The 18,069-nt window shown below is 56.4% G+C and carries 19 protein-coding genes; 3 read left to right on the forward strand and 16 right to left on the reverse strand.

The features are described 5' to 3' along the window. Positions 1-17: 17 nt before the first annotated feature. The 6 genes from AAH446_RS18650 to dnaB form a co-directional block, all read right to left on the reverse strand. Entirely contained in the window at positions 18-350 is a 333-nt protein-coding gene (locus AAH446_RS18650) for an MmcQ/YjbR family DNA-binding protein (protein WP_342908176.1), read from the reverse strand. 96 nt (positions 351-446) lie between these two features. Next, positions 447-863 (reverse strand): secondary thiamine-phosphate synthase enzyme YjbQ, encoded by a 417-nt coding sequence (locus tag AAH446_RS18655; RefSeq protein WP_342908177.1) that lies wholly within the window; start codon positions 861-863, stop codon positions 447-449. A gap of 129 nt (positions 864-992) precedes the next feature. Then, positions 993-2,186 (reverse strand): amino acid aminotransferase, encoded by a 1,194-nt coding sequence (locus AAH446_RS18660; protein ID WP_342908178.1) that lies wholly within the window; start codon positions 2,184-2,186, stop codon positions 993-995. Between the two features lie 81 nt (positions 2,187-2,267). After that, a complete protein-coding gene (locus AAH446_RS18665) occupies positions 2,268-2,882 on the reverse strand; it encodes a YitT family protein (RefSeq protein WP_342908179.1) in 615 nt (204 codons plus the stop codon). Between the two features lie 239 nt (positions 2,883-3,121). Continuing rightward, positions 3,122-3,589, reverse strand: a complete 468-nt coding sequence (locus AAH446_RS18670) for an Lrp/AsnC family transcriptional regulator (RefSeq protein WP_342908180.1) — start codon at positions 3,587-3,589, stop codon at positions 3,122-3,124. Positions 3,590-3,694: 105 nt separating this feature from the next. Next, on the reverse strand, positions 3,695-5,110 hold the full coding sequence (gene dnaB / locus AAH446_RS18675; RefSeq protein ID WP_342908181.1) for a replicative DNA helicase: 1,416 nt from the start codon (positions 5,108-5,110) through the stop codon (positions 3,695-3,697). A 99-nt stretch (positions 5,111-5,209) separates the two neighbouring features. On the opposite strand from dnaB, the gene AAH446_RS18680 reads away from it, so the two are divergent. After that, complete coding sequence (locus AAH446_RS18680) at positions 5,210-6,190, forward strand: quinone oxidoreductase (protein WP_342908182.1); 981 nt, start codon at positions 5,210-5,212, stop codon at positions 6,188-6,190. Positions 6,191-6,494: 304 nt separating this feature from the next. Here the strand turns inward: AAH446_RS18680 and pspG are convergent, their stop codons facing one another. The 3 genes from pspG to AAH446_RS18695 all read right to left on the reverse strand — a co-directional run bounded on the left by pspG (position 6,495) and on the right by AAH446_RS18695 (position 9,369). Then, positions 6,495-6,725: an envelope stress response protein PspG gene (gene pspG, locus AAH446_RS18685; protein ID WP_342908183.1), complete on the reverse strand. Its 231-nt coding sequence runs from the start codon at positions 6,723-6,725 to the stop codon at positions 6,495-6,497. 283 nt (positions 6,726-7,008) lie between these two features. Then, positions 7,009-8,004: a tRNA dihydrouridine(20/20a) synthase DusA gene (gene dusA, locus AAH446_RS18690; RefSeq protein ID WP_342908184.1), complete on the reverse strand. Its 996-nt coding sequence runs from the start codon at positions 8,002-8,004 to the stop codon at positions 7,009-7,011. Positions 8,005-8,127: 123 nt separating this feature from the next. Further along, a complete protein-coding gene (locus tag AAH446_RS18695; protein ID WP_342908185.1) occupies positions 8,128-9,369 on the reverse strand; it encodes a conjugal transfer protein TraF in 1,242 nt (413 codons plus the stop codon). Between the two features lie 470 nt (positions 9,370-9,839). Between AAH446_RS18695 and zur the strand changes: the two genes are divergently transcribed. Continuing rightward, on the forward strand, positions 9,840-10,382 hold the full coding sequence (zur, locus tag AAH446_RS18700) for a zinc uptake transcriptional repressor Zur (protein WP_342908186.1): 543 nt from the start codon (positions 9,840-9,842) through the stop codon (positions 10,380-10,382). 136 nt (positions 10,383-10,518) lie between these two features. Here zur and AAH446_RS18705 read toward each other — a convergent pair whose 3' ends face one another. The 4 genes from AAH446_RS18705 to AAH446_RS18720 form a co-directional block, all read right to left on the reverse strand. After that, on the reverse strand, positions 10,519-10,728 hold the full coding sequence (locus AAH446_RS18705; protein WP_342908187.1) for a CsbD family protein: 210 nt from the start codon (positions 10,726-10,728) through the stop codon (positions 10,519-10,521). 232 nt (positions 10,729-10,960) lie between these two features. Next, positions 10,961-12,280 (reverse strand): MATE family efflux transporter DinF, encoded by a 1,320-nt coding sequence (dinF, locus tag AAH446_RS18710; protein ID WP_342908188.1) that lies wholly within the window; start codon positions 12,278-12,280, stop codon positions 10,961-10,963. Positions 12,281-12,382: 102 nt separating this feature from the next. Next, positions 12,383-12,991, reverse strand: a complete 609-nt coding sequence (lexA, locus tag AAH446_RS18715; RefSeq protein WP_342908189.1) for a transcriptional repressor LexA — start codon at positions 12,989-12,991, stop codon at positions 12,383-12,385. Positions 12,992-13,098: 107 nt separating this feature from the next. Next, positions 13,099-13,467 carry a diacylglycerol kinase gene (locus AAH446_RS18720; RefSeq protein ID WP_342908190.1) on the reverse strand — a complete coding sequence of 123 codons (369 nt, stop codon included), beginning with the start codon at positions 13,465-13,467 and terminating at the stop codon, positions 13,099-13,101. Positions 13,468-13,595: 128 nt separating this feature from the next. Here AAH446_RS18720 and plsB point away from each other — a divergent pair, with 128 nt between their 5' ends. Then, positions 13,596-16,019 (forward strand): glycerol-3-phosphate 1-O-acyltransferase PlsB, encoded by a 2,424-nt coding sequence (gene plsB / locus AAH446_RS18725; protein ID WP_342908213.1) that lies wholly within the window; start codon positions 13,596-13,598, stop codon positions 16,017-16,019. Positions 16,020-16,082: 63 nt separating this feature from the next. On the opposite strand, the gene ubiA is transcribed toward plsB, so the two are convergent. The 3 genes from ubiA to psiE form a co-directional block, all read right to left on the reverse strand. Continuing rightward, positions 16,083-16,967 (reverse strand): 4-hydroxybenzoate octaprenyltransferase, encoded by an 885-nt coding sequence (gene ubiA / locus AAH446_RS18730; protein WP_342908191.1) that lies wholly within the window; start codon positions 16,965-16,967, stop codon positions 16,083-16,085. Between the two features lies 1 nt (position 16,968). Beyond that, entirely contained in the window at positions 16,969-17,499 is a 531-nt protein-coding gene (gene ubiC / locus AAH446_RS18735; protein WP_342908192.1) for a chorismate lyase, read from the reverse strand. 134 nt (positions 17,500-17,633) lie between these two features. Beyond that, positions 17,634-18,032 carry a phosphate-starvation-inducible protein PsiE gene (psiE, locus tag AAH446_RS18740; protein ID WP_342908193.1) on the reverse strand — a complete coding sequence of 133 codons (399 nt, stop codon included), beginning with the start codon at positions 18,030-18,032 and terminating at the stop codon, positions 17,634-17,636. Positions 18,033-18,069: the final 37 nt, after the last annotated feature.

An 18,069-nucleotide genomic window follows, 5' to 3' on the forward strand; every position in this document is an offset into this window, starting at 1 on the left:
CTGCTCTCAGGCCTGAGTCAGTGTGCCGTTTTGGTATTCAGCGCCTGCTGCCAGGAGGCATCGACCAGATAGTAGATCTGGGAATCCTTTAGCGAACCATCAAGCAGCAGCGTGCTCCAGTGTGATTTATTGAGATGTTCGCTCGGCACCACGTCTTTATGCTCTTCGCGCAGGAGATCGGCCAGCGCCGGCGTGGTTTTTAAGGCGACGGCGGGCCGTCCATCCACGTAGTGCAACAGCGCAAACAGTACATCATCGATTTTGACCTGGGTGCCCTTCCAGTCGCTGTGCACGCTCTGTTCAGCGCCCGGTTTATTCATACAGTAAGAAAGAAGATCCGATACGTTCATTATTTACACCTTGTAGCCTGTAACAATGAGTGATTATAGGCGATATTCGCAGGCTCCTGCGGCGACCAGCCTGACGTAGCGGAAAATCCTGGCGGGTTACTCTCCCTGAAGCGTGGCGACAATCCGCCTGGCGCCGCCCTGTATGCGGTGTTCTCCCAGCCAGATCCCCTGCCATGTACCCAGCATCAGCTGCCCACGGTTTACCGGTAGCAGCAGCGATACCCCCAGTAGAGACGATTTAACGTGGGCCGGCATATCGTCCGCGCCTTCATAATCATGCTCCCAGGCGGCCTCCTCAGGCACCGTGCGCAGAAAATGTTTTTCCATATCGCTGCGCACCGTCGGATCGCAATTTTCGTTCAGCGTCAGTGAGGCGGATGTGTGTTGCAGCAGCAGGTGAAGCTGACCAACCTGGACATCGCTTAAGCGTCTCAGCTCCTCCAGAATCTCGTCGGTGACAAGATGAAATCCGCGCGGCTTCGCGCTTAATGTGATTGTCTGCTGATACCACATAGGCTGCTCCTTGATGAAATCGGTTATTGGCGGCGTTCTTGCTGAGCCTTTAAGTGTGCAGTATGGCGCGAAAAGGTAAACACTGGAGGGAAAAAAGATCTGGCCGGTGCGTTATCCGGCCAGTGATGCTCAGATTACCGCTGCGAAGGCGGTTGCCACTTGCTGAACATTATTGCTGTTCAGCCCGGCAACGCACATGCGGCCGCTGGCGATCAGGTAGATGCCAAATTCATTGCGCAGGCGATCGACCTGCGCTTCACTCAGTCCGGTATAGCTGAACATGCCGCGCTGCTTAAGCAGATAGTCAAAGTTCTTACCCGGTACGGCTGTGGTCAGTACCTCCACCAGCGCCTGGCGCATCTCCTGGATACGCAGACGCATCGCTTCCACTTCCGCCAGCCAGCTCGCTTTCAGATCGGCATCGTTCAGCACGCAGGAGACCAGCTGCGCACCGAAGCTCGGCGGGCTGGAGTAGTTGCGGCGTACGGTTGCCTTAAGCTGACCCAGCACGCGGGCGGCTTCATCAGCGTCGTCACACACCACGGAAAGACCGCCGATACGCTCGCCATAGAGAGAGAAGATCTTAGAGAATGAGTTGCTCACCAGGGCTGGCAGTCCCGCCGTCGTAATGGCGCGGATAGCGTAAGCATCCTCCTCCATACCGGCACCAAAGCCCTGATAGGCGATGTCGAGGAATGGAATAAGGCTACGCGCCTTCAGGACTTCAGTGACCGCGTCCCACTGCGCGTTGGTCAGATCGGCCCCGGTTGGGTTATGGCAGCAGGGATGCAACAGCACGATGCTTTGCGCCGGCAGCGTTTTCAGGCTGGCAATCAGCTCATCAAATTTTACGCCATTGGTTTTTTCATCATACCAGGGATAGGTATGCACGTTAAAACCCGCGCCCGAGAAGATAGCGACATGGTTGTCCCAGGTAGGATCGCTGACCCAGACCTCAGACTGTGGAAAATAGGTTTTCAGAAAGTCTGCGCCCACTTTCAGCGCGCCTGAGCCGCCCAGCGTCTGGATAGTGGCAATGCGTCCGGCTTTCAGCGCAGGGTGATCCTGGCCAAACAGCAGCGGCGCAATGGCGTTACGGTAAGGCGGCAGGCCCTCCATCGGCAGATACAGCGAAGCGCCGTGCGGCTGATTATTGAGGCGCGCCTCTGCTTCGGCCACCGCCTTCAGCTGAGGGATCGTACCCTGTGCGTCGTAATATAACCCGATGCTCAGATTCACCTTTTGCGGTCGCGTGTCCTGTTTGTACGTCTCCATCAGGGAGAGAATTGGATCGCCGGCGTAGGCATCAACGTTTTGAAACACGGTGCAGATCTCCATAAATTGAGTTAAGGCAGGCGGGCGTTGTCGTGATAACAGCGCTTTTCGTTACGGCTGACTAACGGTTCAGACTTCATACCGGCCGGGCCGGTGGTTCATGGCGATGATCAGATTAAGAATCAGCGCGCCGGCAACAGACGCCACCAACATTGGCAGCGGCACCACGAACAGTGAGGCAAGCACCACGCAGGTATCCACGCCCATTTGCAGCTTCCCGGCACGAATACCGTACCGATCCTGTAGCCATAACGCCAGAATATTCACGCCTCCCAAACTCGCCTTATGGCGAAACAGGACAATAAACCCGATGCCCATGATCACATTGCCAAACAGGGTGGCGTAAAAAGGATCGAGAGCGGAGAAATGAATAAAAAGCGTGTGCATCTGGGAAAAGAGCGATACCAGCCCCACCGCAGCAAAGGTTTTCAGGGTAAAAGCCCACCCCATGCGTTTTACGGCCAGCCAGTAGAAAGGAATATTGATCGCGAAGAAAGCGATACCGAACGAGGTATGACTCAGATAGCTGATAAGAAAGGCGATGCCAGCGGTGCTGCCGGTTAAAGCGCCCGCCGTTTTCAGCAGGGTAACGCCAAAGGAGACCAGCAGCGTACCAAACAGGAGGGCGAGCAGATCCTCAAGCAGCGTATGGGGGGTTCTGACGGGATGAATGACGTTGTCCATGCGGCGGAAATCTCTGAGAAATAATCCCTTATCCAGCAAGAACTGCACCAATCTGCACGTTTAAGCAGGCAGTCAGGGGTTCAGAAATCTAACCTGTTGAATAATTTACGCTTTTAAACCGCCTCCTGCGCGTATTGCGTGCAGCTACCGGCCAGCACATGCACAAAACACGCTTATCAGACCTGCTGGATGCACAGCGCGTCGCGCCACGCACCACCATGATGCAGCAGCGCACAATTTTAGTGCACCGGCGCCATGATGCCGTTCTCTTTCAGGCGATCCAGCACAACAGAGGTTTTAACGTGGGAGACGCTTTTATGCCCGGCCACCAGTTGACTAATCAGGGCGCTCAGGCTGGAGAGATCGGACACGGCCACCTTCAGGAGATAGTCGGCATCGCCTGTAGTTTTATAGGCGTCAACGATACCGGATTCTTCTGCCACCATGCGGTGGAAGCTCTCAACATAATCCGGGGTATGGCTGATCAGGCGGACTTCAATCAGTCCTATCATGCCGAGCCCGACAGCATTGGCGGAAAGCCGGGCGTGGTAGCCCAGAATGAGTCCGGCCTGCTCCAGGCTGATGCGCCGCCGCGAGCACTGGGAGGCGGAAAGCCCAACGAGGTCGCTCAGCTCCTGATTGGTGAGGCGGCCATTTGTTTCGAGTAAAGTCAGTATCTTAAGGTCGTAGTCATCAATCTGAGTCATTATCGTTCCGGGTGGCTAATCATTAGGCTACCCGGACAGATAACCGCATTATTCGCCTTCTTGTCCAATACTATTTGGCGATGACAAAAAGAGAACCGGCGGGAATTATTCGTCGTCGTACTGCGGGCCGGCGTAATTATCAAAGCGGGACCACTGGCCGTTGAAGGTCAGCCGCACCGTCCCGATCGGACCATTACGCTGCTTGCCAAGAATAATTTCAGCAATGCCTTTCATGTCGCTGTTCTCGTGATAGACCTCGTCACGGTAGATAAACATGATCAGGTCGGCATCCTGCTCGATGGAGCCGGACTCACGCAGATCCGAGTTAACGGGCCGCTTGTCGGCACGCTGCTCCAGGGAGCGGTTCAGCTGCGACAGCGCCACGACCGGCACCTGAAGCTCCTTCGCCAGCGCCTTCAGCGAGCGGGAGATTTCGGCAATTTCCAGCGTACGGTTGTCCGACAGCGCCGGTACGCGCATCAGCTGGAGGTAGTCGATCATAATCATGCTCAGGCCGCCATGCTCACGGAAGACCCGTCGTGCGCGGGAGCGAACTTCCGTCGGCGTCAGGCCGGAGGAATCATCAATAAACATGTTTTTCTTCTCCAGCAGAATGCCCATCGTGCTGGAGATACGCGCCCAGTCCTCATCATCAAGCTGGCCGGTACGAATCCGTGTCTGATCGACGCGGGAAAGCGAAGCGAGCATACGCATCATGATCTGCTCGCCGGGCATCTCCAGGCTGAAGATCAATACCGGTTTATCCTGGGTCATGGCGGCGTTTTCGCAGAGGTTCATCGCGAAGGTGGTTTTACCCATCGACGGACGTGCCGCCACGATAATCAGATCTGAGCGCTGCAGGCCGGCGGTCTTCTTATTCAGATCCTGATAGCCGGTGTCCACGCCCGTGACGCCGTCGTGCGGCGTCTGATAAAGCGATTCAATACGGGAGATGGTCGCCTCAAGGATCTGATCAACGCTTTTCGGCCCCTCATCCTTGTTCGCACGGTTTTCCGCGATCTGAAATACGCGGGATTCCGCCAGATCGAGCAGATCCTCGCTGCTTCTTCCCTGAGGATCGTAACCGGCATCGGCAATCTCGTTCGCCACGGCGATCATTTCGCGCACGACCGCCCTTTCGCGGACGATATCGGCATAGGCGCTGATGTTGGCGGCGCTCGGCGTGTTTTTCGACAGTTCCGCCAGATAGGCGAAGCCGCCTACCATGCTCAGCTCGCCTTTGGTTTCCAGCGACTCGGAGAGGGTGATCAGATCGATAGGCTTGCTCTGCTCCAGCAGACGCTGCATTTCACCGAAAATCATCCGGTGCGGCCGGCTGAAGAAGTCCTTGGCGACCACGCGCTCGGAAACGTTATCCCAGCGTTCATTGTCCAGCATCAACCCGCCCAACACGGACTGCTCCGCTTCCAGAGAATGCGGGGGCAACTTCAGCCCTTCCATTTGCCGATCGCGCGGCTCACGGTTATCAGCGGATTTGTTGGTGGGTTTATTTCCTGCCATAGTGATGCAATACCAAAAAACGGAGTGGGGGACGCGCAAGTATACCCGTTTGACACCCTGTCGTCCTCTCTCAATGACGCTGAATCAACAGGAGTGACCATGGCAAAACGTATACAAATCAGCCAGCATGGCGGGCCGGAAGTAATGGAGTTGGTGGAGGTCAGCCTGCCCGACCCGGCAGCGGGTGAGGTCGTGGTGGAGAATAAAGCCATCGGGATTAACTATATCGACACCTATATCCGCAGCGGTCTCTATCCTGCCTCGCTGCCTTCCGGTCTGGGCACGGAAGCGGCGGGCGTGGTGAAAAGCGTGGGGGATGGCGTGACGGCAGTGAAGCCCGGCGATCGCGTGGTTTATGCCCAGTCGGCGCTGGGCGCGTACAGTGAGTACCAGGCAGTGTCTGCCGATAAGCTGGCCCTGCTGCCGGAATGCATTTCGTTTGAGCAGGCGGCCGCCTCATTTCTGAAAGGCCTGACCGTGCACTATCTGCTGCGTCAGACTTATGTTGTCCAGCCCGATGAGGTTTTTGTTTTCCAGGCGGCCGCCGGCGGCGTGGGGCTGATCGCCTGCCAGTGGGCGAAGGCGCTGGGCGCACATCTGATAGGGACCGTAGGCTCCGCAGAGAAGGCTGACCGGGCGAAAAGCGCCGGAGCCTGGGCCACCATCAACTACCGTGAAGAAGATGTGGCGAGCCGCGTTGCTGAGCTGACCGACGGTAAAAAAGTGCGCGTCGTCTATGACTCCGTGGGCAAGGATACCTGGGAGTCCTCGCTCGATTGCCTTCAGCGACGTGGGCTGATGGTCAGCTTCGGCAATGCTTCAGGCCCGGTCACCGGCGTCGATCTGGCGATCCTGAATCAGAAAGGCTCTCTTTATGTTACCCGCCCTTCGCTCAATGGTTATATCACTTCCCGCGACGCACTGACCCATGCCAGCAATGAGCTGTTCTCGCTGATCGCCAGCGGAGCGATTAAGGTTGACGTGCCGGACCAGCAGAAGTTCGCGCTGAAGGATGCGCAGCAGGCGCATAAGGCGCTGGAAAGCCGTGCCACTCAGGGCTCCAGCTTGCTGATCCCCTGAGCATAAAGACAGGCCAGGTGCGCTGCTGAGGCTTCTGCCCGGTCGGGAGCTGTGCCCTGTAGCTGGATTGCAGAGGCAAACGCCAGATATAAGAAGGGCTTCCCGCGGGAAGCCCTCTTCTTTCTTTTTTATCGTTCGCGCTGAATGTAGGGTCCAGAGCGATGAATTTGTGTCAATTCAGTGAAGGCATCCTGCCAGAATTCATAAGTAAAAAATATGTTTAATTGCCGCACCGCTGGCGCAATGTGCCATGATGTGATCCAGCCCGCATTCTGCTGGCAGAATAAATAGCCAACGTCTTGTTTTAACGGAATAAGCGGCGCCGGGTCCGCGAATGGGGCTTTTTACAGGCCCGGTAGATCCAGACGGCTACCAGCGCCAGCGCCAGCCATGGCAACATTTTTATAACAAAAGCCAGCATGCCGCCAAGCAGCATTATCAGGGTCGCCACTACCAGCGCGGCTATTACGCCCAGCAGGGAAATACCGGTGAGCATCAGCATCAGAAAGAAGCCAAGGACGAATAAGATTTCCATCAGGGTCGCTCCATAAAATAGTTTCTCAACAGGTATTACAAGAAACGTGCCAGCATGTCTTTTTAACTAACCCTTTGAATTGATGGCAACAGTATCACCATTCCGCCCAAAAGCCTGGTGAAATTGCTTATAAATTAGTTAAAAATTAACGAAATGGATGACGTATTCTCGTAGAGAGGCGGTTCTTATGCGGGTAAGACGTGGAGAAGTGCCGCAGAATTGCGGCAGCTTATTCGGAAAGCAGGAACGATCGGCCCCTTTTTATCAGGGCCGAAGGCTGGATTCAGGCCGTCGCCGGGATCTTGTCGGCGACCAGCGCCAGCGCCTGCTCCACCGTGTCAATATTTGCCCCTGGCTTGTGCGCATTTTCGCTCAGATGGCGGCGCCACTGACGTGCGCCAGGGATACCCTGGAACAGACCAAGCATATGGCGGGTGATATGGCCCAGATAGGTGCCCGTGGCCAGCTCCCGCTCAATATAGGGATACATTGAACGCACTACCGCGACCGGATCAACCTGAGGCGCATCGCTGCCAAAAAGTTCACGATCCACCTGCGCCAGCAGGCCCGGGTTCTGATAGGCCTCACGCCCCATCATCACGCCGTCCAGATGCTGCAAGTGCACCTTCGCCTCTGCCAGCGTTTTCACCCCGCCGTTGATCGCCAGGGTCAGATGCGGGAAATCGCGCTTGAGCTGATAGACGCGCTCATAGTCCAGCGGCGGGATTTCACGGTTTTCCTTCGGGCTCAGGCCAGAAAGCCAGGCTTTGCGGGCATGGATGATAAACATCTCGCAGCCGCCCTGCTCAGAAACCTGACGGATAAAATCACAGAGAAATTCGTAGCTGTCCTGATCATCAATACCGATACGGGTTTTCACCGTAACCGGGATCGAAACCTTATCCCGCATCGCCTTAATCCCGTCAGCTACCAGCGCCGCTTCCCCCATCAGACAGGCACCAAACCGTCCGTTCTGGACGCGATCGGAGGGGCAGCCTACGTTGAGGTTAACTTCGTTATAGCCACGCGCCTCCGCCTGGGCGGCGCATTGCGCCAGCGCTGCGGGGTCGCTGCCGCCAAGCTGAAGGGCAACCGGCTGCTCCTCCTGGCTCCAGGCCAGATAGTCGCCTTTACCGTGAATAATGGCACCGGTGGTCACCATTTCGGTATAGAGCAAGGCCTGGCGTGTGAGCTGGCGGTGAAAGTAGCGGCAGTGCCGATCGGTCCAGTCGAGCATCGGGGCGATGGAAAAGCGGTGTGCAGGTAAACTCTGGGTCATAAAGCGCGCAAACTCGGATAATTAACAAATGATGATATTGTGCGCAATGATACCATGCCCTGCCGTAGCAGGCCTACTACCGGGTTGAGATATCGGGCGCGCGGGCTGCGCACCCGACAGGGTTCAGAAGGTAAAGCTCAGCTGAGCCGCGGCACCCCAGGTATTGTCATCCCCTTTCATACCGGCCAGATCCAGGTGAACCTTATTAAACGGCGACAGGCCAAAACCTGCGGTGATTACGTCGGTATCATTGGATTTCATATCCGCACGGTAACCCGCGCGCAGCTGGAGCCAGCTCAGCAGCCGGTATTCCGCGCCCACGCCCGCATACTGGCTTTCACCCTGCGTTTTAAATCGTTTAGTCGGCGTAATATCCACATCCAGCGCGGTGGTCAGGCGATCGGTATGGAACGACACTCCCGGCGTGACGATGGGTGCGATCTGGTAGGTATCCTTGTAGCCGTTGACCTCTTTTGTCTCAATATCGCGGGAAATCAGGTTCTGTGCACTCAGGCCCAGCGTCCAGTTTTCACCAATATCGGTCGCCACACCGGCATCCATGTTGAAGCCCGTATCGGTATTTTTATACCGTCCTTCGGTGAAGTCTGACTTGTCGTAGTTATAAACCGAAGCGCTGTAGTTATACAGGTAGGTCTTCTGGAGTTTAGGCGTCACGCCGAACGAGACCGGATGGCCCGCGATGATAAACTCGTGAGCAACGGCGATGCCGTAATCATACACAATCGCACCACGCCCGAGCGCGGCGGAGGTCAGGTTATCCTGGTCGCCCGGCTGAGGAACTCTCAAACCATCAGCCACGCTTTGCAGGTAGTCAATGTCACCCTGGCTTACCGCGGTAGTGACGTGCGCCGTCCCATAGGCTTTGGTGACAAAAGCAAAAGGCAGAACGCTATTGGGAATGGTGACGGCTACCGCCGCTCCGGCTGTACCATAAGCTTCGCCATTTTTAATGCCGCGCAGCTGATCGGCGAGATCGCCTGCGGCGGCCCGTGCCCGTGGAATATCGGCGAAGGTAATGCCGTTACGGGCAATATCCTGGTAACGATCGACGCTGTCGGTCAGATCGTCCACCTTATCAATCAGTTTGTTCTTATCAGAGAGCTGCGCACCCGCCGCTGGGAGAATAATGCTGACATCATCTTCAGGCTGCGCTTTGGTCATCAGCGCCGGGTTAGCCAGCACCGCACTACCATAGGAGGAAGAGGCGACGCCGGTTCCCCCCATCGCATCATTACGCGCATCGTAATAATTGCCTGCCGCAAGGGCGCTTAAAGGAGCCAGAAACAGGACGGGAAAAACCGCTGTCCGGGAAAACCTGTTCAACTTGATGATTTTAGAAGCCATATTACTTTAACCCACCCAGAAAAGGAGAAGCGCTCGACGTAAGCGTGCGAAGTCCAACTACGAGCATAATGAACATAAAGGCAGCAATTCATTGCCCTGAAGTCAGTCATAAAGCGCGGGCTTATCAGCGCATTGGCGAGTTATTTATCTGTTATCAGGCTAATCGATAAGCCTGATAACTCAGTATTTTGCGGGAAATATCCTGCAATGCCCTGTTTCAAGGTAGTCAGAAACGTCCCAGGCTGCAAATCACATTAGAACCCTTTCACCTGAAATGCGTGGACCTGTCAGAATCAGAGCCTTTGGTGAGTTTTTTTTAAGTTTAAGGCCTGAGTCAAATACCACTCATTACCAGAGCATTTTTGTTACATCAGGAGCGCGTTTTGTATGACGAGGGACGGCGGCAGGAGATTCGGCGTTTTGGCACGGGCGTGATAATATAACAACTGAAACCAGCCTGAGGGGGAATTATGACCATTCACAGTCCTGAAAAAATTCTGTCGCAGGCGGAAAGCCTCTGCCAGCAGCGCAACGTCAGGCTGACGCCTCAGCGAATGGAAGTGCTGCGCCTGATGAGTCAGCATCATGGCGCTATCAGCGCCTATGACCTGCTCGATCTGCTGCGGGCCAGCGAGCCGCAGGCCAAACCGCCTACCGTCTATCGCGCGCTGGACTTCCTGCTTGAGCAGGGATTTGTGCATCGCGTTGAATCAACCAACAGCTACGTGGTTTGCCATCATTTCGAGGAACCGTCGCACTCCTCGGCCATGCTGATTTGCGATCGCTGTGGCTCCGTCGCCGAGCAACATGCGGATGGCGTGGAAAGCATCTTAAAAACGCTGGCCCTGCCCTCTGGCTTTGTGCTGGCGCACAGCATTATTGAAGCTCATGGGTTATGCCGCGGCTGCGTTGAGGTGGAAGCCTGTACTCATCAGGAAGCGTGCCAGCACGATCATACGGTAACGACAGCTAAAAAGCGTGGTCGTCAGGATCAAGCGAAGCTGAAGCCTTAGTAAGATAGCGCTCTGTTGAGTGAATAGGGTGCTGTCGAATGGGGGTACGTCATGGGAAAAGAATTAAGCGGCACGGTCCGTGTGCCTGGGTAGGAGCATCATCCTGAAAGTCTTATCGTGCTGAGTGTGTGGCGTATCAGAAACGATGGTTATTGGTGGTTTCCCAGTCGCTGACTTCTTTCTCAGCCTGGTCTTTAGCATACCCGTAGCGTTCCTGAATTTTACCTACGAGCTGATCGCGTTTGCCTTCCACAACGGTCATATCGTCGTCGGTCAGCTTGCCCCACTGCTCTTTCATTTTACCTTTAAACTGCTTCCAGTTACCGCCGGCTTCGTCGTTATTCATCTTTTCTCTCCTCAACCTCTGGGGTAAACAGCATTAGTCTTTTCGTCCCGACAATGGGTTAACAGCAAAATAAAAAGCTGCTTAATTGCCTGACGTAAGGATAATTGTAGTAGAAGATGAAGATTTTGCACGTTACGACAAATCCGAGCTCAACCCGGCGCTAAAGAAAGTCGCTATTGCACTGACCTGAACGGTCAGTGCGGAGGCTTGCGCAGTAAGAGAGTTTGGGACGTTAAGCGAACCACGTGCCATGACGCCAGTGCCGTCGCCACACCCACCACAGCGTAATGCCGCGCAACAGCAGAAACACCGTTATTGCCAGCCACAGACCATGGTTACCCAGCACCGGCACCGTAAATAAGGTCAGGCCATAACCCAGCGCGGCGACGGCCATGCCATTACGCATTTCGGCTGCGCGCGTGGCGCCAATAAACATCCCGTCCAGCAAATAGCACCACACGCCGCAAACCGGCAGGACAATCTGCCAGAAAAGATAGCTATCCGCCCGCTGGCGAAGCTCAGGTAGTGAGGTCAGCAGCGCCACAATATCCGGGCCCGTCACCGCGTAGATCAGTGAAAATAACAGAGCCACCAGTCCCGCCTGCCGGCAGGCAGCATGCCAGACACGCAGTAATTTATGGCTGTCCCGGGCGCCATACGCCTCACCTGACGTCGCCTCAACGGCATAGGCGAAGCCATCAAGCGCATAGGCGGTGAAGGTCAGAAACATCAGCAGCACCGCATTGACCGCCACAATATCGCTCCCTAAGCGTGCGCCGGACAGCGTCAGTGAGACAAAGCAAAGCTGTAACAGCAGCGAGCGCAGCATAATGTCGCGGTTGAGCCTGAGCAGACGGCCAATATCACCCCGCCATGACTTTATCAGTAAAGCGAACTGTATCCCCCGCAGCTTCATTACCTTCTGCACCATCAGCAGCCCGATTGCCAGCGTACAATATTCAGCAATTACGGTTGCCGCAGCGGCGCCCTCCACGCCCCAGCCGAGCCCCACGACAAACCAGAGGTCGAGCACAATATTCACCACGTTGCCCACCACCAGCAGGATAACGGGCGCCCGGGCATACTGAACCCCAAGCAGCCAGCCGAGCAGGACAAGGTTTCCCAGCATGGCGGGCGCACTGAGCCAGCGAATATTCATAAACAGAGCGGCCTGATGCAGCACCGCCGGATCGCCGCCAACCAGGCCCAGCGCCAGCTGCGTAAGGGGTGACTGACAGAGGATAAAGCCGACACCGGCGACAGCGGCAATCATGAGCGGCTGCATTAACGCCTTCGCAAGCGCGGGTTTATCCCCCGCGCCAAACGCCTGCGCGGTCAGTCCCGTGGTGCTCATCCGCAGAAACAGCAGCAGCATAAAGAGAAAGCTGGTCACGGTGGTTCCGACGGCCACGCCGCCTAAATAGACCGGACTGTCCAGATGACCGATAACGGCGGTATCCACCAGGCCCAGCAGCGGCACGGTGATATTAGAGAGGATCATGGGCAGCGCGAGGCGCCAGAGGTGCTTATCGGAGGAGGTGAAGAATCGCATCAGCATAAACTCAGCGATGGCCGGAGAGAAATCCGCTGCGACCGGGGAAGCCGCAGCGGCAGGAGCGCAGCACGGGCTTGCCGTGCTTCAGGGCATCTGTGCTTAGAGCCAGTTACCGTTGCGGATCACGCCGACGGCCAGCCCTTCAATCGAAAGCGTATGCTCGCGCAGATCGATGACGATCGGCTTGAACTCGCTGTTTTCCGGCAGCAGATGAACCACGTTGCCCTGCTTCTTCAGGCGCTTAACGGTAACCTCATCATCAATACGGGCGACCACGACCTGACCGTTACGCACATCCTGGGTTTTATGCACCGCCAGCAGGTCGCCGTCCATAATGCCGATATCCTTCATCGACATGCCGCTGACGCGCAGCAGGAAGTCGGCGCCAGGCTTAAACAGGTCGGGATCGACCTGATAGTGGCCTTCAATATGCTGCTCGGCCAGCAGTGGCTCGCCGGCGGCCACGCGGCCAATCAGCGGCAGTCCGGTCTCTTCTTCCATCATCAGACGGATGCCGCGCGAGGCGCCCGAGACAATCTCAATCACGCCTTTACGCGCCAGCGCTTTAAGATGCTCTTCTGCGGCGTTCGGGGAGCGGAAACCCAGCTGCGTGGCGATTTCCGCCCGCGTCGGCGGCATGCCGGTCTGGTTAATATGGTCGCGAATCAGGTCGTAAACCTGCTGCTGCCTTGCCGTTAGTGCTTTCATCCCGCCCCCTGGTTGTTTATACAGTCGACTGTGAGTATATACAGGTATTTGCAGGATGAAAACCTAAAGATCAAGAATTAACCGCAGATGACGCAATTCTGGAAAGGCTATCGCAAAAGCGGCAGCAAAAGCATCAGCCAGACCGCGATGGCGAGCAGGATTGCCAGCAGCACCGCCGCCGATCCCATGTCTTTAGCCCGCCCCGCCAGCGGATGAATTTCGCTGCCGATCCGGTCAACCACCGCCTCAATGGCGCTGTTGAGGATCTCCACGATAATCACCAGCACCACAGAGCCAATCAGAAGAACACGCGTAACCGGGTCAACGTCCAGCCAGCAGGCCAGAATGATAGCGACGAGGACGGCGACCGCTTCCTGGCGGAAAGCCGCTTCATGCTGCCAGGCGGCCCGCAATCCCTGCCAGGAATACCCTGCCGCTTTGATGATCCGGGTCAAACCGGTGACGTTATTTGCCATAATGAGGGAACCCTTTGTGATGTTTAACGTCAATGTCTGGGTGGCGCACTTTTTGCAACATCACAGATCTCACTGGCGCTTTCTGGTATGCTTGCGGCGCTTTGCTAACAAGAGGCTTCATGTTGTCTATGTCAGGTTGGCGTAACTTATATTATAAATTATTGAATTTACCAGTTAAATTCTTTGTGAAAAGTAAAGCGATCCCCGCTGAGCCGGTCGCTGAACTGGGGCTGGATACATCGCGCCCTATTATGTATGTGCTCCCTTACGATTCAAAGGCCGATTTGCTGGCGCTGCGTGAACAGTGCCGCAAACAGGATCTGCCCGATCCTTTAGATCCGCTGGAGATTGACGGTGCCATGCTGCCGCGCCACGTTTTTATTCATGACGGGCCGCGCGTCTTCCCCTATTTCGTGCCAAATCTGGAGTCGGTGAAACTGTTTCACGAATACCTCGATCTGCACCGCAGCAATCCGCTGCTGGACGTGCAGATGGTGCCGGTCGCCGTGATGTTTGGTCGCGCGCCGGGTCGCGAAGTGCAGGGCGAAAGCCAGCCGCATCTCCGCATGCTGAATGGAATTCAGAAATTTTTCGCCGTGTTGTGGCTTGGGCGCGACAGCTTTGTGCGCTTCTCGCCGATGGTTTCGCTGCGTCGTATGGCGACCGAACACGGCACGGACAAATCGATCGCCCAGAAGCTGGCCCGCGTGGCCAGAATGCACTTCGCCCGCCAGCGATTGGCCGCGATTGGCCCGCGCCTGCCGGTTCGCCAGGATCTGTTTAACCGGCTATTGCAGTCGAAGGCCATCGCAAAAGCGGTGGAGGATGAGGCGCGCAGTAAAAAAATCTCCCATGAAAAGGCCCAGCAGAACGCCATTGAGCTGATGGAAGAGGTGGCGGCGGATTTCTCCTATGAGGCGATTCGTCTTACCGATCGCATCATGGGCTGGACGTGGAGCAAACTCTATCAGGGAATTAACGTCAACGGCGGCGAACGCGTGCGTCAGCTGGCGCAGGACGGCCATGAAATCGTCTATGTGCCCTGCCACCGCAGCCATATGGACTACCTGCTGCTCTCTTACGTGCTTTACCATCAGGGACTGGTGCCGCCCCATATCGCCGCCGGCATTAACCTGAATTTCTGGCCCGCCGGGCCGATTTTCCGCCGGTTAGGCGCGTTCTTTATCCGCCGCACTTTTAAGGGCAACAAGCTCTACTCCACCGTTTTCCGCGAATACCTTGGCGAACTCTTTACCCGCGGTTATTCCGTCGAATACTTCGTTGAGGGAGGCCGCTCGCGTACGGGCCGCCTGCTCGATCCGAAGACCGGCACGCTGTCGATGACGATTCAGGCGATGCTGCGCGGCGGTAACCGCCCTATCACGCTGGTGCCTATCTATATTGGCTATGAGCACGTGATGGAAGTGGGGACCTACGCCAAAGAGCTGCGCGGCGCGACCAAGGAGAAAGAAAGCTTCCTTCAGATGGTGAGAGGCCTGCGCAAGCTGCGCAACCTCGGTCAGGGCTATGTGAATTTTGGCGAACCGCTGCCGCTGGTGACTTATCTGAATAAGCGCGTGCCCGAATGGCGTGAGGCGATCGATCCGATTGAAGCGCACCGTCCTGCCTGGCTGACGCCGGCGGTAAATGATATCGCCCAGCAGGTTATGGTGCGTATCAATAATGCCGGCGCCGCTAACGCCATGAACCTGTGCGTGACCGCCCTGCTGGCTTCCCGGCAGCGTTCGCTGACGCGCGAACAGCTCACCGAACAGCTTGACTGCTATGTGCAGCTGCTACGCAACGTCCCCTACTCGCCGGATGCTACCGTGCCGGATATGACGCCGGAAGCGCTGCTGGATCATGCCCTCAGCATGAACAAATTTGAGATTGAGCAGGACAGCATTGGCGAAATTATCATTCTGCCGCGCGAGCAGGCGGTACTGATGACCTACTATCGCAATAACGTTCACCACATGCTGGTTATGCCTTCTCTGATTGCCGTGTTCCTGATGCAGCACCGTCAGCTGACGCGCGCCGAGCTGTTGCGCCAGCTCGGCGTCATCTATCCGATGCTGAAGCGTGAACTGTTCCTGCACTGGAATAAAGAGGATCTGCCGCAGGTACTGGATGCGCTGGTCACTGAAATGGCGCGCCAGGGCCTGCTGACGGTTGAAGAAGACCGGCTACGCCTCAGCCCTGCCCGCACCCGGACGCTACAGCTGCTTGCTGCCGGCGTGCGGGAGACGCTTCAGCGCTACGCCATCGCCTTCTCTATCCTCAGCGCTAACCCGTCGATTAACCGCGGCACGCTGGAAAAAGAGAGCCGTACGATGGCCCAGCGCCTCTCCGTGCTGCACGGTATCAATGCGCCAGAGTTCTTCGACAAGGCGGTCTTCTCTTCGCTGGTGCTGACGCTGCGCGACGAAGGGTATATCAGCGATACCGGCGATGCGCAGGTTGAGCAGACCCATAAGGTGTATCAGATGCTGGCCGATCTGATCACGCAGGATGTCAGGATGACTATCGAGAACGCCTCGCTTCCGGCATAAGCCCGCCATAAAAAAGGGTCGGTGACAGAAATGTCACCGACCCTTTTTTTTGCCCGGCGGCTGTCAGAACCCGTTAACGACGGGCGGCAAACTGAAGGCTATACCGATAAACAGCACCAGCCCCACATAGTTATTGTTCAGAAAGGCCCGGAAGCACAAATCCCGGTCACGCCCTGAGATCAGCTTTTGCTGATACACGAACAGCGCGCCGGCCAGCAGGACCGAGCAGTAAAACAGCCCGCCCAGCTGCAACCGCCAGCCGATCAGCGTCATCAGACCCAGGGTGGCGAGCTGGAGCAGGCCGATAATAAGCTTATCGCAGCGCCCGAACAGGATCGCGGTGGACTTCACCCCGATTTTTAAATCATCGTCACGATCGACCATCGCGTACTCGGTATCGAAGGCGACCGTCCAGCACATGTAGGCGAAAAACAGCAGCCAGCAGTTCAGCGGCAGGGTTCCGCTGACGGCCGCCCAGCCCATTGGGATCCCCCAGCCGAACGCCGCGCCCAGCACCACCTGAGGGAGATGGGTATAGCGTTTCATAAAGGGGTACATCCACGCCAGCGCCAGCCCGCCTAACGACAGCCAGATAGTCATGGCGTTCATCGTCAGCACCAGGCAAAACGAGATCAGCACCAGCAGGGCAAACAGCAGAACGGCTTCTTTTGTGGTGACCGCACCGCTGGGCAGCGGCCGGAACTGCGTTCGCTTAACGTGGCCGTCAATTTTGCGGTCGGCGAAATCGTTCACCACGCAGCCTGCGGCACGCATAAAGAAAACCCCAAGCGTAAAGACGATCAGCACGTTCAGCGGCGGAACGCACATTCCGGCGAGCCACAGTGACCAGAAGGTCGGCCACAGCAGCAGCAGCGTCCCTATCGGTTTATCAATCCGCATCAGACGGCTGTAGGCCCGGAATTTATTCACTGGCAAACTTTTCTCCACGCTACAGGCTCCCTTTCGCCGTCACGCCCTGGTGGTAGAGCGGTGCGGGCGGTAAAAACAGTTCAGTAAGTAAAAGTGGCTTGCCGGAGAGGCGCAGCCGCGAGCGTCGCCCCCACAAACCTTCCACCACGCCGGGTTCAATAAAGTCCCGTGTCAGCGTGGAAGAGGCAAACAAATAGCGCCCCAGTGGCCGCGTACCCAGATGCTGAAGCATCTCCTCCGGGCCGTTCAGGGTCGATTCGGGCACCAGCGTGCGGCCAGCCAGCCAGGGCTTTCCGTCGCCGCACAGCAGGATTTCCCGCAGCCAGTATCGCGGTTCCAGCGGCAGCAGTGCGATCTCCTCGCCGGCCTCCTCTGCGCTGATAAATCCCTCCCGCTGAACCACGACGGTGACTTTTTCACAGTGGCGCTCAAAACGCCGGGTCATGGAGTCTTCCTCCATCAGCCAGTCCAGCAGCGGGGCCGTCAGCAGCGGCGATGAGTCAGGCAACCAGTTGATGGCGCGCAGCTGCGAGAGCGCGTTCTCAGCCATACGGCGTCTCCGGGCAAAAATTTCGGTGCCATAGTGTAGCGCAGTCGCCGTCCGGGTACACCGCGTGTCGGGCGGGAATTATCAGAAAGGCGCCGGGAGATAAAAAATGGGTGCCGCTCTGGCACCCATCAGCGCTATTCGCGCTTCAGACGGTTACTGTTAGCCAGCCAGAGCGTGACGACCAGCAGCAGAATGGCAATGGCGTAAGCCAGGGTATCGAACGGATTTTTATGATCGACGATGATCAGGCGGATAATCGCCGTAATACCGATATAGACGAAGTAGCGCAGAGGGAAATGGTAACCCGACTGGAAATATTTCACGATCAGCGCAATAAACTCAAAGTAGAGAAAGTAGATCACGATCCCTTCAATCAGCAGATAGGAGGAGGTCTGTTCGCCCGTATTCAGCAGCACGTTAGCCAGATGGAATGTTTCTTTACCTAAAAATATAGCCAGTATGCCCGCTAAGATAATCAGGCCAACGTTCAGCACCATCTGCAGCATCCAGGCAATACGTGTCGCGGTAATCATACATACATCCTCTAAAGTCACGCTTTTTTCGTCAGGA

It is taken from the genome of Erwinia psychrophila, from assembly GCF_039023475.1.
GTDB lineage: Bacteria > Pseudomonadota > Gammaproteobacteria > Enterobacterales > Enterobacteriaceae > Erwinia.

What these genes read in the sequence shown, in the direction of transcription:
- zur (WP_342908186.1), top strand. Translation starts at nt 9,840, where the DNA reads ATGACCATTCACAGTCCTGAAAAAATTCTGTCGCAGGCGGAAAGCCTC.
- dnaB (WP_342908181.1), bottom strand. Translation starts at nt 5,110, where the DNA reads ATGGCAGGAAATAAACCCACCAACAAATCCGCTGATAACCGTGAGCCG.
- AAH446_RS18650 (WP_342908176.1), bottom strand. Translation starts at nt 350, where the DNA reads ATGAACGTATCGGATCTTCTTTCTTACTGTATGAATAAACCGGGCGCT.
- plsB (WP_342908213.1), top strand. Translation starts at nt 13,596, where the DNA reads ATGTCAGGTTGGCGTAACTTATATTATAAATTATTGAATTTACCAGTT.
- AAH446_RS18705 (WP_342908187.1), bottom strand. Translation starts at nt 10,728, where the DNA reads ATGAATAACGACGAAGCCGGCGGTAACTGGAAGCAGTTTAAAGGTAAA.
- AAH446_RS18665 (WP_342908179.1), bottom strand. Translation starts at nt 2,882, where the DNA reads ATGGACAACGTCATTCATCCCGTCAGAACCCCCCATACGCTGCTTGAG.
- AAH446_RS18695 (WP_342908185.1), bottom strand. Translation starts at nt 9,369, where the DNA reads ATGGCTTCTAAAATCATCAAGTTGAACAGGTTTTCCCGGACAGCGGTT.
- psiE (WP_342908193.1), bottom strand. Translation starts at nt 18,032, where the DNA reads ATGATTACCGCGACACGTATTGCCTGGATGCTGCAGATGGTGCTGAAC.
- AAH446_RS18655 (WP_342908177.1), bottom strand. Translation starts at nt 863, where the DNA reads ATGTGGTATCAGCAGACAATCACATTAAGCGCGAAGCCGCGCGGATTT.
- ubiC (WP_342908192.1), bottom strand. Translation starts at nt 17,499, where the DNA reads ATGGCTGAGAACGCGCTCTCGCAGCTGCGCGCCATCAACTGGTTGCCT.
- dusA (WP_342908184.1), bottom strand. Translation starts at nt 8,004, where the DNA reads ATGACCCAGAGTTTACCTGCACACCGCTTTTCCATCGCCCCGATGCTC.
- lexA (WP_342908189.1), bottom strand. Translation starts at nt 12,991, where the DNA reads ATGAAAGCACTAACGGCAAGGCAGCAGCAGGTTTACGACCTGATTCGC.
- pspG (WP_342908183.1), bottom strand. Translation starts at nt 6,725, where the DNA reads ATGGAAATCTTATTCGTCCTTGGCTTCTTTCTGATGCTGATGCTCACC.
- dinF (WP_342908188.1), bottom strand. Translation starts at nt 12,280, where the DNA reads ATGCGATTCTTCACCTCCTCCGATAAGCACCTCTGGCGCCTCGCGCTG.
- AAH446_RS18720 (WP_342908190.1), bottom strand. Translation starts at nt 13,467, where the DNA reads ATGGCAAATAACGTCACCGGTTTGACCCGGATCATCAAAGCGGCAGGG.
- AAH446_RS18680 (WP_342908182.1), top strand. Translation starts at nt 5,210, where the DNA reads ATGGCAAAACGTATACAAATCAGCCAGCATGGCGGGCCGGAAGTAATG.
- AAH446_RS18670 (WP_342908180.1), bottom strand. Translation starts at nt 3,589, where the DNA reads ATGACTCAGATTGATGACTACGACCTTAAGATACTGACTTTACTCGAA.